The organism is Streptomyces sp. GQ60 (assembly GCF_059758875.1).
The window spans coordinates 298,840-314,723 of record NZ_JCAXEG010000006.1; the positions used below are offsets into that span (position 1 = coordinate 298,840).

Sequence of the window (15,884 nt, forward strand, 5' to 3'; positions counted from 1 at the left end):
GCGGGGCCCGCGTCGTGAGCGGGCAGATACTCGGGAGGGCACGGCGGCGGACGGGAGGACCGGTCATGAAGACACGACGGGCAGCCGGGAACGACGGTGACTCGAAGGGCTGCGGCACGGCCTGCCCGCCGGCCCCGGACGCCGGCGGCAGCGGCAGCGGGCCCGGGGCCGACGGCGCCGGCAGCGGGGCGGACGGCGGTGCCGGAAGCGGGCGCGGGCTCTCCCGGCGGCGGCTGGGCGCGCGGCTGCTGGCGCTGGGGGGCGTGCTCGTGCTCCAGGCGGCACTGCCCGGGTCCGCGGGGGCCGCCGGCGGGCCGGCCGAGCGGCGTGCGCTCCAGGGCCTGCGGCTGCGGTACGGGTCCGCCCGCCAGGCGGGGCTGTTGGAGAAGCACCTCGAAGGAGTGGCGGACGAGGCGCGGCGCTTCCTCGACCCCTCCCCCGAACACCCCTACTACGCCGGGGCCGTGGTCCTCGCCGGCCGGGGCCGCACCGTGGCGCTGCACCGGGCGATGGGCGACGCCGTCCGGTACTCCGATTACGACGGCCGCACGGACCGGGTCCGGGAGTTCCCGGCCGCCCAGCGGATCGCGATGGCCGAGGACACGGTCTTCGACCTGGCGTCCCTCTCCAAGCTGTTCACTTCGCTGCTGGCCGTCCAGCAGATGGAGCGCGGACGGCTGGAGCTGGAGGCACCGGTGAACCGGTACCTGCCCGAATTCACGGGCGGCGGCAAGGAGTCGGTCACCGTACGCCAGCTCCTCACGCACACGTCGGGGCTGCGGTCCTGGGCCCCCTTCTACCAGGAGCCGACCCGGGCGGGTCAGTTGCGACTGCTGTGGTCGGTGAGGCCGCAGGAGACCCCGGGGACGGTCTACCGGTACTCCGACCTCAACCTCATCGCCCTCCAACTGCTCTTGGAACGGATCACCGGTCACACTCTGGACCTCCTGCTCCACGACGAGATCACCGCTCCACTCGGGATGCACCGCACTCGTTACAACCCACCGCTCTCCTGGCGCCGGGTCACGGCCGCCACCGAGGTGCAGCGCCCGCCCTGGTCCGGCCTGGACCGCGGGCTCGTCTGGGGCGAAGTCCACGACGAGAACGCGCACGCGCTGGGCGGCGTCGCCGGCCACGCCGGGGTCTTCGGCACCGCCTGGGACCTGGCGATCCTCGCCCGCACCCTCCTCGACGGCGGGGTCTACGCCGGCAAGCGCATCATGCGCCCCGCCTCCGTCGAGCTCCTCTTCACCGACTACAACACCGCCTTCCCCGGCGACGACCACGGCCTGGGCTTCGAGCTCTACCAGCACTGGTACATGGGCGCCATGGCCACCCCGCACTCCGCCGGCCACACCGGTTTCACGGGCACCTCCCTGGTCCTGGACCCCTCCACGGACTCCTTCCTGATCCTCCTGGGCAACTCCGTCCACCCCGTGCGCACCTGGCGCGCCGGCAGCGCCCCCCGCGTCGCCGTCGGCAACCGCTTCGCCCGCGCCGTCCCCGTCCGTACGAGGCACGGCGGCCCGGCCTGGTACTCCGGCATGGAGACCGGCGGCTCGGGCACCCTGACGCTCCCGCCCCTCACCCCCGCCACCGGCTCCGCCCGGCTGCGCTGCGCGCTGTGGTGGGACACCGTGCCGGGCGCGGGATCCCTGCACGTGGAGGCGTCCGCCGACGGGCAGGCCTGGGAGCCGCTCCCCTTCACCACCGTCCGCACCACCGGCGGAGCCGCCGAACACTGGCCCCAGGGCACCGTCTCCGGCTGGTCGGGCCGCATCTGGCACCGCCTCGAAGCCCCGCTCACCGCCTGGGCCGGCCGCGAGGTCCGCCTCCGCTTCCGCCACACCGCCCAGGGCCGCTACGTGGGCCGGGGCGCCTACGTCGACGTCCTGCGCGTCTCGGAACCCTCCCACCTCCTCTTCGCCGAGGACCGCCCGGCGGACGCCGCGCGCATCGAGACGAGGGGCTGGTACCGCTCGGCGGACTGAAGACCGCCCGCGCGTCAGCGGCCCGGCACGATCCGAAAGAGACGGCCTAGGCGAGGGCCGCGTCGATCATCCTGCGGGTCACGGAGGTCAGTTCGGCCAGGTCCGGTGCCGGGCGGGAGCGGGCGAGCGCGCCCGCGAGCCGGTCGTAGAGGAGTCCGTCGGCCCACGCCACCAGGAGTTCGGCGGACTCGCCCGGCCGTGCGGCGCCGAATGCCGCGAGGATCCCGGCGGCCCGGTCCCGCGAGCCCTGGCCGGCCCGGTGGAGTTCCGTCGCCAGCTCCGGGTTCCGCGCGGCCTCCAGGCTCAGTTCGAAGCGCGCCAGCTGCCGGGCCCGCCCGACGGTCAGCCACCGGTACAGCAGCGCGGCGAGCGCCGCGGCGGCGGCGTCCCGGTTCGCCGGTGGAGGCGAAGGCGTGGCGCCGCCGTCGAAGTCGCCGAGGTCCAGCTCGGCCAGCCGCGCGTAGCAGGCGCCGATCAACGCCGTCCTCGTACGGAAGTAGTACGAGGTGGAGCCGGCCGGAAGCCCGGCCGCGCGGTCGACCGCCCGGTGGGTCAGACCCCTCAGCCCGGCCGCGGCCACCAGGTCGATCGCGGTGTCCGCGATCAGGGTCCGGCGGTCGCTTCCGGGTTCGGGGGAGTGCATGGTCGTCACTCTACAGGTGTAGAGTGACGACCATGCCTCTACACCTGTAGAGGGACGAGGACTGGAAGGGGCTGCCATGACTCGACGTCATGCGGTGGTGGCGGGTGCGGGCATCGGCGGACTCTCCGTGGCGGTGGCCCTGCACCGTCGCGGTTGGGACGTCACCGTCTGCGAACGCGCGCCGGGGCCGTCCGCGGTCGGCGCGGGAATCGTCCTCGCCCCCAACGCCCTGCGCGCCTTCGACGCCATCGGCTTCGACGCCTCCGGCCTGACGGGTCACGCCGTCCCGGCCGCGATGGACCTGCGCCGCCCCGGCGGCCGCCGGCTGAGCCGCGCCGACGGGGCCGCGCTGACCGCCCGCTACGGCCGGCCCCCGCTCGCCGTGCACCGCACGGCCCTCGCCGCCGCCCTGGCCGCCGCGCTCCCCGAGGGCGCCCTCCGGTACGGCACGGCAGTGACCTCCGTGGACGACGCGGACGGCAGTCCGGTCGTGCACACCTCGGCCGGCGGCCTCGGCGCCGACGTGGTCATCGCCGCCGACGGCATCCACAGCCCGATCCGCCGCCAGCACTTCCCGGCCCATCCCGGCCTGCACTACAGCGGCGAGACCGCCTGGCGGACCGTCCTCGCCGCCGACGGCCCGCCCGTGCTCGCCGCCGCCGAAACCTGGGGCCGCGGGGAGCGCTTCGGCGTCGTCCCGCTCGCCGACGGCCGCGTGTACCTCTACGCCGGCGCGGTCGTCCCCGAGGGCTACCGGCCCGCCGACGTCCGCACCGAGCTCCTGCGCCGCTACGGCAGCTGGCACGACCCGATCCCCGCCCTGCTGGAGCGGATCGACCCGGCGGCCGTGCTCCAGCACGACCTGTACGACCTCGCCGCCCCGCTCCCCCGCTTCCACCGGGGCCGGCTCGCGTGGCTCGGCGACGCCGCGCACGCCATGACCCCCAACCTCGGCCAGGGCGGGTGCCAGGCCGTCGAGGACGCCGCCGTCCTCGCGCACCTGCTGGACGGGGACGACGTGCCGGCCGCCCTGGCCGCCTACAGTGCGGCCCGCTGCGCCCGCACCGACGCCCTGCGCATCCGCTCCCGCCGCGCGGGCCGGGTCGCCGCTCTGACGCACCCCCTCGCGGTGGCCGCCCGCGACCTGGCCGTTCTCGCCACCCCGGCCCGCGCCGCGCGGCGCGCCCTGGACGACCTCTTCGCCTTCGACCTGCCCGCGCTTCCGAACTAGGGCGTGGCCGGAAAGGGCCGTGCCCTGTGGCGGCGGCACTCGTTGTTGTGGTTCGTTGACCGTTCAACACGAAGGCAGGCGAAGCCATATGACCGACATCGACTGGGACAACCCGATCGACCCCAAGCCGGGCTGGACCCTGGATCACGTCAAGCTGTACGTGGGCTCGGGCGGGACCGAGGGGCAGTACTGGAACAACACCCAGACCCTGCTGCTCACCACCATCGGCCGCAAGTCCGGGAAGCCGGTGCGGACCCCGCTCATCTACGGCGAGGACGACGGCCGCTACCTCATCGTCGCCTCCAAGGGCGGCGACCCCGCGGACCCGCTCTGGTACCGGAACCTCACCGAGCACCCCGAGGTCCGCGTGCAGGTCGGCCCCGAGATCCGGCAGGGCATCGCGCGGACCGCGACCTCCGAGGAACGTGCCGAGTTCTGGCCGCTGATGGTGAAGCACTGGCCCTCGTACGACGAGTACCAGACCAAGACCAGCCGGGAGATCCCGATCGTCGTGATCGACCCCGTCACCTGACCCGCCCGGTCCCGGCCGGCCGGCGAGCGCCGCGGCGTCAGTGCCCCAGTACCGCCATCGCCGCGTTGTGGCCGGGGACCCCGCTGACGCCGCCGCCGCGGACCGCCCCCGCGCCGCACAGCAGTACGTTGCGGTGGGCGGTCTCCACGCCCCAACGGCCGCCGCCCTCCTCGGAGTAGGGCCAGGACAGGTCCCGGTGGAAGATGTGCCCGCCGGGCAGGCGCAGGTCGCGCTCCAGGTCGAGCGGGGTCTTGGCCTCGATGCACGGGCGGCCGTCGGCGTCGAAGGCCAGGCAGTCGGTGATCGGTTCGGCCAGGTGCGCGTCGAGCTGGGCGAGGGTGGCGGCGAGCAGCACTTCCCGCGCCCCCTGGTTGTCCTTTTCGAACAGCCGCGCCGGGGCGTGCAGTCCGAAGAGGGTCAGGGTCTGGTAGCCCTGCTCCGCCAGCTCGGGCCCCAGGATCGTCGGATCCGTCAGCGAGTGGCAGTAGATCTCCGAGGGCGGTACGGAGGGCAGTTCGCCGGACGCGGCCTCGGCGTGCGCCCGGGCGAGCTGTTCGTACCCCTCCGCGATGTGGAAGGTGCCGCCGAAGGCCTCCCGCGGGTCCACGGAGGTGTCCCGCAGCCGGGGCAGGCGGCGCAGCAGCATGTTGACCTTGAGCTGGGCCCCTTCGGGGGCGGGCCGCACCGGTTCCTCTCCCAGGAGTTCGGCGAGCGCTTGCGGCGAGGCGTTGACGAGCACCACCCGGCCGGCGACCCGCCCCTCGCCCGTAGCCGTGCGGAAGGTCACCTCGGCCGGGGCCGTCGTGCCGTCCGTGTCGATGCGCAGCGCCTCGTGCCCGGTGGCGATCTCCGCCCCGGCCGCCAGCGCGGCCGCCGCCAGTGCGTCCGTGAGCGCGCCCATGCCGCCGACCGGTACGTCCCAGTCGCCGGTGCCGCCGCCGATGACGTGGTAGAGGAAGCAGCGGTTCTGGGCCAGGCCCGGGTCGTGGGCACCGGCGAAGGTGCCGATCAGCGCGTCGGTGAGGACGACACCGCGCACCAGGTCGTCGGTGAACTCCCGCTCGACGGCCCGTCCGATCGGCTCCTCGAAGAGCATCCGCCAGGCCGCCTCGTCGTCGAGCCGCGCCCGCAGCTCCGCGCGGGTGGGCAGCGGCTGCGTCAGCGTCGGGAAGAGCCGCTCGGCGGCCCGCCCGGTGGTCCCGTAGAAGGCGCGCCAGTTCTCGTACTCCCGGTCCGAGCCGGTCAGCCGCGCGAAGGACTCCCGGGTGCGCGCCTCGCCGCCGCCGACCAGCAGTCCGCCGGGGCGCCCGGCGCGCTCGACGGGGGTGTACGACGAGACCGTGCGGCCGCGCACCTCGAAGTCCAGCCCGAGCTCGCGCACGATCTTCGCCGGGAGCAGCGAGACGAGGTAGGAGTAGCGGGAGAGGCGGGCGTCGACGCCCGGGAACGGCCGGGTGGACACGGCGGCCCCGCCGGTGCGGCCGAGCCGCTCCAGGATCAGGACCGAGCGGCCGGCCCGGGCCAGGTAGGCGGCGGCGACGAGGCCGTTGTGGCCCCCGCCCACGATCACCGCGTCGTACACGTCGTGCCCGAAGCCCCGCGAGGTCGTCATGGCTCTTGGTAACACACCTGGCCAAGCCGCTCCAGACAGTGCGCCTCGTCGGCGTGGGCGGCGACCGTGTCCGGATGGCCGTCGCCCAGCGACCGCTCGCGGATGCCGGAGAGTTCCCGGTAGACCGGCAGCGCCTGGTCCCAGCGTCCCAGCCGGCCGAGCCCCACCGCGAGTTCGCGGCGGCTGACCAGGGTGTCGGGGTGTTCGGCGCCGAGCGTGCGGGCCCGCGCCTCGGCCACCTGGCGGGCTTCGGCCACCGCCTCCTCCCAGCGCTCCAGGCGCCCGAGGTTCACCCCCAGGACGTGCCGGGCCCGCAGTGTCTCCGGGTCGGCGGCCCCGTAGGCCCGGGTGCGGTCGCGGACCAGCTCCCGGAACAGCTCCAGGGCCTGGGCCGAGCGCCCGGTCCGGCCGAGCGCGATCCCGGCCTCGTAGCGCGCGGCGAGCGTGTCGGGGTGGTCGCGGCCGAGCACCCGCTCCCGTACGGCCGCGATGTGCCGGAAGGCCTCCAGGGCCTCCTCCCAGCGTTCCAGGCGGCCCAGCGCGTAGGCCACCTCGTACCGGGTCAGCAGCGTGTCCGCGTGCTCCGCCCCCAGGACGGCCGCCCGGTCGGCGGCCACCTCGGCGGCGGCGGCGTGGGCCTCGGCGAAGCGGCCGAGTGCGCCCAGCGCGCAGGCCAGGTTGTGCCGGCAGCGCAGGGTGTCGGGGTGGATCCGGCCCACGGTCCGTTCCCGGGCGGTGAGCACCGCGCGGTAGCCCTCGTACGCCTCCTGGTGGCGGCCGAGCAGGCCGGTCTCGTACGCCGCCTCCTGCCGCGCGGCGAGGGTGTCCGGGTGGTCGGCTCCGAGCACCCGGGCGCGCCCTTCGGCGACGGCCGCGTACCCGGCGAGGGCCTCCTCGGTGCGGCCGGCCCGGCTGAGGGCGAAGGCCCTCGTATGGCCGGCGTCGAGCGCGGCCACGCCCCGCCGAGGATCCGCGGCGGTGCCGGGGCCGTGCGGCAACCCGTAGGCGGCGGTGAGCCGGGGGTCCTCCGACGGACGCGGGCGTACGACGGTGGGCGCGGCCGGGGCCGCGACGCCGGAGGCCGGCACGGCCCGGGGGCCGGTGCCGGGGGAGGTGGCGGTGCCGGTGGAGGTGCCGCCGGACGTGCCGGTGACAGCAGCGGCAGGGGTGGCTCCGGCCGCCATCGGGTGCTCACCGCCCGGGCGCACGGCGGTCCAGGAGCCGGTGAGGACGGCCCACTCCCCGCTGGCGGGGCGGGCCTCGATGCCGGCCTTGCGTCCGGCGGTCATCCCGTCGGCCCACCCGGGCAGCGGAGGGTGCGCTCCGGTCGCCGCGCCGGGGCCGAGCCGGGCCTCGACCAGCTGCCGGTGCAGGTGGCGGGCGTCGCCCGGCCGGTCCTCGGGACATTTGGCGAGCAGGTCGAGCACCAGCCGCTCGAAGGAGGCCGGCAGTTCGGGGCGGTGCTCGCGCGGCGGCACGGGCGGGGTGTCGCGGTGGCCGACCAGGACGGACCAGGAGTCGCCGAGGTCGAAGGGCGGGGCGCCGGTGGCGATCTCGTACAGGACGCAGCCGAGGGAGTAGAGGTCGCTGCGGTGGTCCACCTCGCCGCCGGCGATCTGCTCGGGCGACATGTAGTGCGGGGTGCCCATGGCCATGCCGCCGCCGGTCAGCTTCGCGGTGAAGCCGATGTCGGCGGCCAGCCGGGCGATGCCGAAGTCGCAGATCTTCACCGTGCCGTCGGTGAGCCGCATGATGTTGGCGGGCTTCAGGTCGCGGTGCACGACGCCCTGCTCGTGGGTGTAGCCGAGGGCGGCCGCCATCTGCTCGGCGATGTCGACGACCACGTCCACGGGGAGCGGGCGCGCGTCGTTGTCCTCCAGGAGCTGGCTGAGGTTGCGGCCTTCGAGGAGCTCCATGACCAGGTAGAGGGGACCGCCGGCCGCGCTGTCGTCGCCGAAGTCGTGGACGACGGTGACGCCCCGGTGCTGGAGGGAGGCGGCGACGCGCGCCTCGCGCCGGAAGCGCTCGCGCAGCACCTGGGTGAAGTGGGTGTCCTGCTCGGGCCCGATGGGCTTGAGGCACTTGACGGCGACCTGCCGGCCCAGCGACTCGTCGCGGGCCCGCCACACCTCGCCCATGCCGCCGCGGCCGATCAGATCGAGCGACCGGTACCGGCCGTGGATCAGTCTGGACTCCGCCATGTCTTGAAGCCGCCCCCGTGTGTCGTGCTACGCCCTCCCCGGCCGGTCCAGTATGGCCGCCGATGTACGCAGTGTGTACGGCGCGGGGCGGCTCCCGGGGCCCAGGCGGCGCATCGCCTTCAAGATGTGACCTGGAGGCAGCTTCCAGCGCAGACCTGCGGGAATGCTGCGCAGCAGGCTACCGGTGAGACGCAGGCGGCGGGTGACGCTGCGCGGGGCCGGTGCGGGGCGGCCGTACAGCTGGTGCGCCCAGCCGGGGAGGGATCCGTAGGCGAGGGCGGCGAGCGGGCGCCACACCAGGTTTCGGCCAGGGACGAGGAGCGGGTGGATGGGCGGGGCGCACAGGAAGGCGTCGACGGCGCGGGCGTCGGGCCCGGCGGCGAGCTCGGGGCGGATCCGCTCGAAGTAGGCGGCGAGGGAGGCCGTGTCCCCGGGTACCCCGGACGGGTCGAGGCCGACGAGGCGGGCGTTGACGCGGTTCTCCGCGACGTAGCGGTCGGCCTGTGCGGGGGTGAGCGGGACCCCGGAGCGGCGCAGGACGTGCAGGAAGCTGTCGATCTGGGCGCAGTGGATCCAGAGCAGCAGCTCCGGCTCGTCCACGCGGAACCGTGCGCCGGTGGCCGGATCGGTCGCCGACAGCATGGTGTGGATCTTGCGGACGCGGGCGCCGGCCCGTTCGGCGTCCTCGGCGGTGCCGTAGGTGACGGTGCCGACGAAGTCGGCGGTGCGCAGCAGCCGGCCCCAGGCGTCGCCCCCGCCGTCCTCCCCGCTGAAGGCGGCGCTGTTCTCCATGACGCCGCGCACCGCGCGCGGGTGCAGGGCCTGGAGGTAGAGCGCGCGGACGCCGGCGATCCACATGACCGGGTCACCGTGGCACTGCCAGGTCACGGAGCCGGGGCCGTAGAGCCCCGGATCGGGGCCTCCGCTCTCGTCCATGTCCGGCTCCTCCCCCGTCGCTCGCCCTGCTACGCACCGTTCGGGCCATATGGACCTCGCGGCGGATCCGGCGGATCCCGCCGGCCCTTCCAGCATTCCACCGAACGGCCGCACGCACGCCCTCGCCCGCCACTAGGCCGTCTCTTTCGGATCTTGCCTGGCCCGCGCCGCCCGGCACCGCACCTCGCCGCACTGCCGGGGCACCCGGAGAGGGCCTAGGCTTCCCACCGGCGGACCGCACCCGCCTCCCCTCGGGACGCGGAGGCACGGTCATGCGTACGGGACAGCTCGAAGGGCAGGTCGCCGTCGTCACCGGCGGTTCGGCCGGCATCGGCCTGGCGACGGCCCGGCGGTTCGTGGCGGAGGGCGCCCGGGTCTTCGTCACCGGCAGACGGCCGGAGGAACTCGCCGCGGCGGTCCGCGACCTGGGCCCGGCCGCCGTGGCCGTACCCGGTGACGCGTCCCGCGTCGCGGACCTGGACCGGCTCTACGCGGCGGTCGCGGACGCGGGCTGCGAGGCGATCGACGTGCTGGTGGTGAACGCGGGCGGCGGACCGCCCGGCGGCTTCGCCGATTTCACCGAGGAGCAGTTCGACGCCACCGCGGACCTCAACTTCCGGGGCGCCTTCTTCACCGTCCAACGGGCCCTGCCGCTGCTGCGCGACGGCGCCTCGGTGATCCTGCTGGGCTCGGCCGCCGGTTCCTCGGCCTCCACGCGGTACGGGGTGTACGCCGCCACGAAAGCGGCCGTACGGTCCCTCGCGCGCAGCCTGGCGCTGGAACTCGCCGGGCGCGCCATCCGGGTCAACACCCTCAGCCCCGGCCCGATCGACACCCCGGCCCTGGCCGGCGCCACGGCACCCGTACGCGAACGGGCCACCGCCGGAGTCCCGCTCGGCCGGGCCGGACGCCCCGAGGAGGTGGCCGCGGCGGCCCTGTTCCTCGCCTCGCGGGAGAGCAGCTTCATCACCGGCATCGAACTCTTCGTCGACGGCGGAGCCGGCCAGGTCTGATCGACGGTCGTCGCGGACAAGGGCCGCGTTCCGCCTGGCCGTCCGGATGCACGCCGGGCACATCGCCCCACTGCTCCTGGGGGCTGCGCCTGGCACGCGGCACGGCGTCAGCGGCGTACGCGGGGCATGCCGAGGCCGATCCAGGAGATGATCTCGCGCTGGATCTCGTTGTTGCCGCCGCCGAAGGTGAAGATGACCGCGCTGCGGTAGCCGCGCTCCAGTTCGCCGTGCAGGACCGCTCCCGCGGAGCCGTCCTTGAGGGAGCCGGCCGCGCCGACCACCTCCATCAGCCAGGCGTACGCGTCCCTGCGCGCCTCCGAGCCGTAGACCTTGACGGCGGAGGCGTCCTGCGGGGTGAGGTTGCCGTCCTGGACGGCGTTGACCATCTGCCAGTTCAGCAGCTTCATCGCGTCGAGGCGGGCGTGGGTGCGGGCGAGGCGGCCGCGGACCCAGGAGAGGTCGATGACCCGGCGGCCGTCGGCGAGCTTGGTCTCGGCGGCCCAGCGCTGGACGTCGTGCAGGGCGCGGATGGCCATGGTGCCGTGGGCGGCGAGGGTGACGCGCTCGTGGTTGAGCTGGTTGGTGATCAGCCGCCAGCCCTTGTTCTCCTGGCCGACGCGGCGGCTCGCGGGCACCCGGATGTTCTCGTAGTAGCTCGCGGTGGTGTCGTGCGAGGCGAGGGTGTTGATGAGGGTGCAGGAGTATCCGGGGTCGGAGGTCGGCACGAGGAGCATGGTGATGCCCTTGTGGGCCGATGCGTCCGGGTCGGTGCGCACGGCGAGCCAGACCCAGTCGGCCGTGTCTCCGTTGGTGGTCCAGATCTTCTGCCCGTCGACCACGTAGGTGCCGGTCTCCTCGTCGCCCTCGCGGACGGCCTTGCACTTGAGGGCGGCGAGGTCGGTGCCGGCGTCGGGCTCGCTGTAGCCGATGGCGAAGTCGATCTCGCCCGCGAGGATCTTGGGCAGGAAGTACGCCTTCTGCTCGTCGGTGCCGAACTGCATGATGGTCGGCCCGACGGTGTTGAGGGCCATCAGCGGCAGCGGTACGACGGCCTGCGCCGCCTCGTCGAAGAAGATGAACTGGTCCATGGGCGACATCCCGCGGCCCCCGTACTCCTTGGGCCAGCCGACCCCGAGCCAGCCGTCGGCCCCGAGCCGGCGGATGGTCTCCCGGTAGAAGCGCTTCTGCTCGGCCGGGTCCTCGTACCGGGCGTAGACGTCGTCCGGGATCAGCTCGGCGAAGTAGGCGCGCAGCTCGGCGCGCAACCGCTGCTGCTCAGGCGTGTATTCGAGGTGCACGGCCCCTCCGGGTCTCTCGTGGCTCAAGGTCGCGCGGCCGTCCGCCGCCGCCGAGGGGGCAGACTAGAACCTGTTCCAGCAATCCGGAAGGGTCGGCGGGAAGTCGGCGGGCCGTCGGGGCGGTCGGGGGGCCACCACCCCGATCCCGTCCCCCGGCGGCGCCTGCTCCGCTCCGGCATCCGACGAAACACCGCCGCCCGGGCCACCAGCTTCCATGCCGCCGCGGCGGTCCTCCCACCGGCTGGGAGGACCGCCGCGGTCCGCCGCTCAGGTGTAGAGGAAGAGGTAGTCGAAGTACACGAGGTCGCGGATGCCGTCGAAGCGGAAGGTGCCCGACGGGATCACGTCCAGGCCTTCCTCCAGGGCGACCTTGTCGTACGTCGTGCTCTGCTTCCAGGCCGCACTGGAGGGGATGAACGGTTTCAGCGGGCCCGGCGGCCCGGACAGCGGCCCGACCTCGAAGCGGTGGGCGGGATCGCGCATGATGCGGTTCGCCGTGCCCTGCTTGAGGTGGGCGACCCCGACGAGGCGCACCCGGGAATCCGGGCTCGGGATCGACCGGTCGTTGGTGGACTCGTCGATGTCGTAGCCGAGCCAGTGCGCGTCGGACACGTCGCCCAGCGCGGTCCAGAAGCGCCGGTTGAGCGGCGCCAGATCGGTGCGGACCTTCTCCGCGGCTTCTTCCTCGGGCCACATCGCGTAGCCGAGCCCCGCCGCGCCGAGCAGCAGCGGGGCCCCCAGTCCCAGAAGAAGCCGCCGTCTGCTGCTGAGGCCCCGCTGTGCGCTCATCAAAGTCCCCCCGGTACCCGGTCCCGTCAGTTCAGGGCGCTGATCATAGCGGCGGCCGTCGCCGTCATCGCCTCCCGTGCGGCGGTCAAATACGGACGGGGATCCGCGGGGGTCAGGTGGGTGCGGATGGCTTCGGTCATCGCCACGTTGAGCGCGGTGCCGATGTTGACCTTGCGGATGCCCCCGGCGACGGCCGCGGCGAGTTCCGCGTCCGGCAGACCGGAGGAACCGTGCAGCACCAGCGGCACGTCGACCGTCTTGGCGAGGCGGCCCAGCAGCACGTGGTCCAGGGCGGCGGTCCGGCTGGTCATGGCGTGGCTGCTGCCGATGGCCACGGCCAGCGCGTCCACCCCGGAGTCGGCGACGAACCGCCGTGCCTCGTCCGGGTCGGTACGCGCTCCGGGTGCGTGCGGGTCCAGCGGCGCGGCCCCGTCCTTCCCGCCGACCTCGCCCAGCTCGGCTTCGATCCAGAGCCCGTTGACGTGGGCCCAGTCGGCGGCGGAGCGGGTGGCCTCCAGGTTCTCGGCGTAGGGGAGGTGCGCGGCGTCGTACATGACCGAGCTGAATCCGGCGTCCACGGCCTGCCGCAGCAGTTCGGAGCTCTTGACGTGGTCCAGGTGCAGCCCGACCGGGACCCCGGCGGCCTCGGCGACGGCCACGGCCGCGCGGCTGATCGGCAGCAGTGCTCCGCCGCGGAACTTGACGGCGTTCTCGCTGAGCTGGAGGACCACGGGCAGTCCGGCCGACTCGGCGCCCGCGACGACCGCTTCGGCGTGCTCCAGCGTGATGATGTTGAAGGCGGCGACGGCGCGGCCCTGGGCGGCGGCCTCCAGGACGAGCCGGCCGGCGGGGACGAGGCTCATCGGACGGCCTCCTCGCCCGTGGTGAGGATGACGGACCGGGTGAGGTTGCGCGGCGCGTCCGGGTCCAGCCCCCGGTGGGCGGCGACCGCGACGGCCAGGCGGTGGACGCGGACCAGCTCGGCGAGCGGGTCGAGGTGCCCGGCCACCCACTGGGCTCCGGTCCCCCGGACCTGCTCGGCGAGCCCTTCGGGCGCGTCGCCGAGCGACCAGGTGGCGGTGCCGGGCGCCGAGACGCTGATGGGGCCGTGCCGGTACTCCATGGCCGGGTAGGACTCGGCCCAGGCCAGGGCGGCTTCGCGCATCTTCAGCGCGGCCTCGTTGGCGAGTCCGACGTTCCAGCCCCGCCCGAGGAAGGTGAACTGGCCCCGGGTCTCCAGCTCCGCGGGGAGGGGTTCGGCGAGTGCGACGCGGGCGTCGGCGACGACGGACGGGCTGTGCAGGCCGACGTGGGCGCGCAGCAGGGTGAGGGCTGTGGTGGCGAAGCGGGTCTGGACGACGGACCGCTCGTCGGCGAAGTCCAGTACGACGAGCGCGTCGGCGAGGGTGATGACGGGGGTGGCGGGGTCCCCGATGACGGCGGTGGTGGGCACGCCCGCGTCCCGCAGCCCGGCCAGCAGGTCGAGGACCTCGGTCGTGGTACCGGACCGGGTCAGCGCTACGACGCGGTCGTAGCGCCGGTGGCGTGGGAACTCCGAGGCGGGGAAGGCGTCGGTCTCGCCCTGCCCCGACTCCTCCCGCAACACGGCGGCGGCCTGGGCCATGTAGTACGAGGTCCCGCATCCGACGATCGCGGTACGCTCCCCCGGCCGCGGCAGCACCGCCCGGTGTTCCGGGGCCAGTTCGGCGGCCCGCTCCCAGCATGCGGGCTGCGTGCCCAACTCGTACGAGACGTGGCTCATGGCGGCTCCCTAGCGCGGTGCGTGCACCTCTGAGTGCGTGTTCTTGCAAGATAGTGGGCTCTTTCACGCAACTTCAAGCATCTCCGGGATGATCCCCTGCGTTAATGTCGACGCATAGACCAAGAGAGAGCGCCGAAGCGAACAGCGAAGCGAGCATCGAAGTCGCGACCGAAGACCTCACCGAAAGGGCGGCCGATGACCCGCAAGGAACGCTGGCAGACACTGCTGGACCTGCTGGTGGAGCGGGGCGAGCTGGAAGTGGAGCCCGCCGCCGAGACCCTCGGCGTGTCCGCCGCCACCATCCGGCGCGACCTCGACCAGCTCGCCGAGCAGCAGCTCCTGGTCCGCACGCGGGGCGGAGCGGTCCTGCACGGGGTCTCGTACGAACTCCCGCTGCGCTACCGCACCTCGCGCCGGGCCGCCGAGAAGAGCCGCATCAGCGAGACGGTCGCGGCGCTGATCGTCCCGGGCGAGGTGATCGGCCTGACCGGCGGCACCACGACCACCGAGGTGGCGCGGGCGCTGGCCGCCCGCCCCGACCTCGCCACCGGCTCCCCCGCCCTCACCGTGGTCACCAACGCGCTGAACATCGCGGGTGAGCTGGTCATCAGACCGCAGTTCAAGATCGTGCTGACGGGCGGCGTGGCCCGGCCCCAGTCCTACGAGCTCACCGGCCCGCTCGCCATGGAGGTGCTCGGGCAGCTCTCCGTGGACACCGCCGTCGTCGGCGTGGACGCCTTCGACCCGGCCGACGGGGCCGCCACCCGGCACGAGGACGAGGCGGCCATGAACCGGCTGCTCTGCAGGCGCGCCCGCCGCGTGGTGATCGCGGCCGACTCCAGCAAGCTGGGCGTCCGCGCCTTCGCCCGCATCGTCTCGACCGACGCCGTGGACGTGCTGGTGACGGACACCGGCCTGTCCCCGTCGGTGGCCGAGGCCTTCGAGGCGGCGGGCGTGGAGGTCATTCGCGCCTGACCGCCCTTGCGCGCCGGCCCCGGGGCTGCCCGGGGCGGCCGACGGCGGCCCCGCGGCGGCCGAGGGGCGGCAGCCCGGCCCGGGACCGGCTCGCGCCGGCGTCCTAGACTCCCCGGATGGCAGACGATCCCCTCCGGCTCACCGTCCTGGGCAGCGCGACGCCCTACCCCGCCGCCGACAACCCCTGCTCCGGATACCTGCTCGAAGGCGGCGGCGCCCGGGTCTGGGTCGACGCGGGCAGCGGAACCCTGGGACCGCTGCAACGCCACGTCGGACTCGGCGAACTCGACGCGATATGGATCTCGCACCTGCACGCCGACCACACCGCCGACCTGCTCACCGCGTTCTACGGCCTGCTCTACGCCGACGTACGACGGCCCGCGCCGCTCCCGCTCTACGGGCCGCCCGGCATCGCCGACCGGCTGGCGGGGTTCCTCACCAACGGCCCGGCCCGCAGCCCGGTCGAGGAGGCCTTCGCGGTCCACGAGCTGTACGACGGCCACCGCGCACGGGCCGGGGGCCTCCGCCTCACCAGCCGGGAGGTGTCCCACGGCATGCCGGCCTTCGCGCTGCGCGCCGACTCGCAGGGCCGGTCCCTGGTGTACTCCGGGGACACGGCGCCCTGTTCGGCCCTGACCCGCTTCGCCGAGGACTGCACGCTCCTGCTGTGCGAGGCCGACAGCTCGGCGCACCCGGCCGACGGCGATCCGGTGCACCACACCCCCGAGGAGGCCGGCGACACCGCCCGCGCGGCCCGCGCCCGGCGGCTCGTCGTCACGCACGTCGGCCGGGACCTGGATCCGGCCGAGGCCGTGTCCCGCGCCTCCGCCCGCTACCCCGGACCGGTCGACTACGCCGCGCCGGGCGCGGTGTTCCGGGTCGGGTGAATCCTCGGTGCGCC

At 74.5% G+C, this 15,884-nt stretch carries 14 protein-coding genes; 6 read left to right on the forward strand and 8 right to left on the reverse strand.

The window, feature by feature from the left end; all coding sequences use genetic code 11:
- The first annotated feature begins 65 nt into the window (after positions 1 to 65).
- Positions 66 to 1,991, forward strand: a complete 1,926-nt coding sequence (locus tag AC6CKD_RS17730; RefSeq protein WP_498328427.1) for a serine hydrolase domain-containing protein — start codon at positions 66 to 68, stop codon at positions 1,989 to 1,991.
- 46 nt (positions 1,992 to 2,037) lie between these two features.
- On the opposite strand, the gene AC6CKD_RS17735 is transcribed toward AC6CKD_RS17730, so the two are convergent.
- Positions 2,038 to 2,634, reverse strand: coding sequence for a TetR/AcrR family transcriptional regulator (locus tag AC6CKD_RS17735; RefSeq protein WP_498328428.1), 597 nt, complete (start codon positions 2,632 to 2,634; stop codon positions 2,038 to 2,040).
- Between the two features lie 76 nt (positions 2,635 to 2,710).
- Here AC6CKD_RS17735 and AC6CKD_RS17740 point away from each other — a divergent pair, with 76 nt between their 5' ends.
- A complete protein-coding gene (locus tag AC6CKD_RS17740; RefSeq protein ID WP_498328429.1) occupies positions 2,711 to 3,865 on the forward strand; it encodes an FAD-dependent monooxygenase in 1,155 nt (384 codons plus the stop codon).
- 88 nt (positions 3,866 to 3,953) lie between these two features.
- Complete coding sequence (locus tag AC6CKD_RS17745) at positions 3,954 to 4,397, forward strand: nitroreductase family deazaflavin-dependent oxidoreductase (protein ID WP_498328430.1); 444 nt, start codon at positions 3,954 to 3,956, stop codon at positions 4,395 to 4,397.
- A gap of 37 nt (positions 4,398 to 4,434) precedes the next feature.
- On the opposite strand, the gene AC6CKD_RS17750 is transcribed toward AC6CKD_RS17745, so the two are convergent.
- From AC6CKD_RS17750 to AC6CKD_RS17760, 3 genes are read right to left on the reverse strand one after another with little or no spacing between them, the layout of a single operon-like run.
- Entirely contained in the window at positions 4,435 to 6,009 is a 1,575-nt protein-coding gene (locus AC6CKD_RS17750) for a phytoene desaturase family protein (protein ID WP_498328431.1), read from the reverse strand.
- Positions 6,006 to 8,210 (reverse strand): serine/threonine-protein kinase, encoded by a 2,205-nt coding sequence (locus tag AC6CKD_RS17755; protein ID WP_498328432.1) that lies wholly within the window; start codon positions 8,208 to 8,210, stop codon positions 6,006 to 6,008. The genes AC6CKD_RS17750 and AC6CKD_RS17755 overlap by 4 nt, the downstream gene beginning before the upstream one ends.
- Before the next feature lie 27 nt (positions 8,211 to 8,237).
- Entirely contained in the window at positions 8,238 to 9,146 is a 909-nt protein-coding gene (locus AC6CKD_RS17760; RefSeq protein ID WP_498328433.1) for an oxygenase MpaB family protein, read from the reverse strand.
- Between the two features lie 272 nt (positions 9,147 to 9,418).
- Here AC6CKD_RS17760 and AC6CKD_RS17765 point away from each other — a divergent pair, with 272 nt between their 5' ends.
- A complete protein-coding gene (locus tag AC6CKD_RS17765; protein WP_498328434.1) occupies positions 9,419 to 10,159 on the forward strand; it encodes an SDR family oxidoreductase in 741 nt (246 codons plus the stop codon).
- Between the two features lie 107 nt (positions 10,160 to 10,266).
- Here the strand turns inward: AC6CKD_RS17765 and AC6CKD_RS17770 are convergent, their stop codons facing one another.
- The 4 genes from AC6CKD_RS17770 to AC6CKD_RS17785 form a co-directional block, all read right to left on the reverse strand.
- Positions 10,267 to 11,457, reverse strand: a complete 1,191-nt coding sequence (locus tag AC6CKD_RS17770) for an acyl-CoA dehydrogenase family protein (RefSeq protein WP_498328435.1) — start codon at positions 11,455 to 11,457, stop codon at positions 10,267 to 10,269.
- Between the two features lie 267 nt (positions 11,458 to 11,724).
- Positions 11,725 to 12,246, reverse strand: a complete 522-nt coding sequence (locus AC6CKD_RS17775) for a hypothetical protein (RefSeq protein WP_498328436.1) — start codon at positions 12,244 to 12,246, stop codon at positions 11,725 to 11,727.
- A gap of 26 nt (positions 12,247 to 12,272) precedes the next feature.
- A complete protein-coding gene (locus AC6CKD_RS17780; protein WP_498328437.1) occupies positions 12,273 to 13,109 on the reverse strand; it encodes a class II fructose-bisphosphate aldolase in 837 nt (278 codons plus the stop codon).
- Positions 13,106 to 14,008, reverse strand: a complete 903-nt coding sequence (locus AC6CKD_RS17785) for an SIS domain-containing protein (protein WP_498328438.1) — start codon at positions 14,006 to 14,008, stop codon at positions 13,106 to 13,108. Before AC6CKD_RS17785 ends, AC6CKD_RS17780 begins: the two co-directional genes overlap by 4 nt.
- 195 nt (positions 14,009 to 14,203) lie before the next feature.
- Here AC6CKD_RS17785 and AC6CKD_RS17790 point away from each other — a divergent pair, with 195 nt between their 5' ends.
- Both AC6CKD_RS17790 and AC6CKD_RS17795 read left to right on the forward strand, forming a co-directional pair.
- Positions 14,204 to 14,983: a DeoR/GlpR family DNA-binding transcription regulator gene (locus AC6CKD_RS17790; RefSeq protein ID WP_498328439.1), complete on the forward strand. Its 780-nt coding sequence runs from the start codon at positions 14,204 to 14,206 to the stop codon at positions 14,981 to 14,983.
- Between the two features lie 116 nt (positions 14,984 to 15,099).
- Positions 15,100 to 15,870 carry an MBL fold metallo-hydrolase gene (locus tag AC6CKD_RS17795; protein WP_498328440.1) on the forward strand — a complete coding sequence of 257 codons (771 nt, stop codon included), beginning with the start codon at positions 15,100 to 15,102 and terminating at the stop codon, positions 15,868 to 15,870.
- Positions 15,871 to 15,884: the final 14 nt, after the last annotated feature.

Excerpts from the sequence above, each read along its gene's own strand:
- AC6CKD_RS17730 (WP_498328427.1), top strand. The coding sequence starts at position 66 with ATGAAGACACGACGGGCAGCCGGGAACGACGGTGACTCGAAGGGCTGC.
- AC6CKD_RS17735 (WP_498328428.1), bottom strand. The coding sequence starts at position 2,634 with ATGCACTCCCCCGAACCCGGAAGCGACCGCCGGACCCTGATCGCGGAC.
- AC6CKD_RS17740 (WP_498328429.1), top strand. The coding sequence starts at position 2,711 with ATGACTCGACGTCATGCGGTGGTGGCGGGTGCGGGCATCGGCGGACTC.
- AC6CKD_RS17745 (WP_498328430.1), top strand. The coding sequence starts at position 3,954 with ATGACCGACATCGACTGGGACAACCCGATCGACCCCAAGCCGGGCTGG.
- AC6CKD_RS17750 (WP_498328431.1), bottom strand. The coding sequence starts at position 6,009 with ATGACGACCTCGCGGGGCTTCGGGCACGACGTGTACGACGCGGTGATC.
- AC6CKD_RS17755 (WP_498328432.1), bottom strand. The coding sequence starts at position 8,210 with ATGGCGGAGTCCAGACTGATCCACGGCCGGTACCGGTCGCTCGATCTG.
- AC6CKD_RS17760 (WP_498328433.1), bottom strand. The coding sequence starts at position 9,146 with ATGGACGAGAGCGGAGGCCCCGATCCGGGGCTCTACGGCCCCGGCTCC.
- AC6CKD_RS17765 (WP_498328434.1), top strand. The coding sequence starts at position 9,419 with ATGCGTACGGGACAGCTCGAAGGGCAGGTCGCCGTCGTCACCGGCGGT.
- AC6CKD_RS17775 (WP_498328436.1), bottom strand. The coding sequence starts at position 12,246 with ATGAGCGCACAGCGGGGCCTCAGCAGCAGACGGCGGCTTCTTCTGGGA.
- AC6CKD_RS17780 (WP_498328437.1), bottom strand. The coding sequence starts at position 13,109 with ATGAGCCTCGTCCCCGCCGGCCGGCTCGTCCTGGAGGCCGCCGCCCAG.
- AC6CKD_RS17785 (WP_498328438.1), bottom strand. The coding sequence starts at position 14,008 with ATGAGCCACGTCTCGTACGAGTTGGGCACGCAGCCCGCATGCTGGGAG.
- AC6CKD_RS17790 (WP_498328439.1), top strand. The coding sequence starts at position 14,204 with ATGACCCGCAAGGAACGCTGGCAGACACTGCTGGACCTGCTGGTGGAG.
- AC6CKD_RS17795 (WP_498328440.1), top strand. The coding sequence starts at position 15,100 with ATGGCAGACGATCCCCTCCGGCTCACCGTCCTGGGCAGCGCGACGCCC.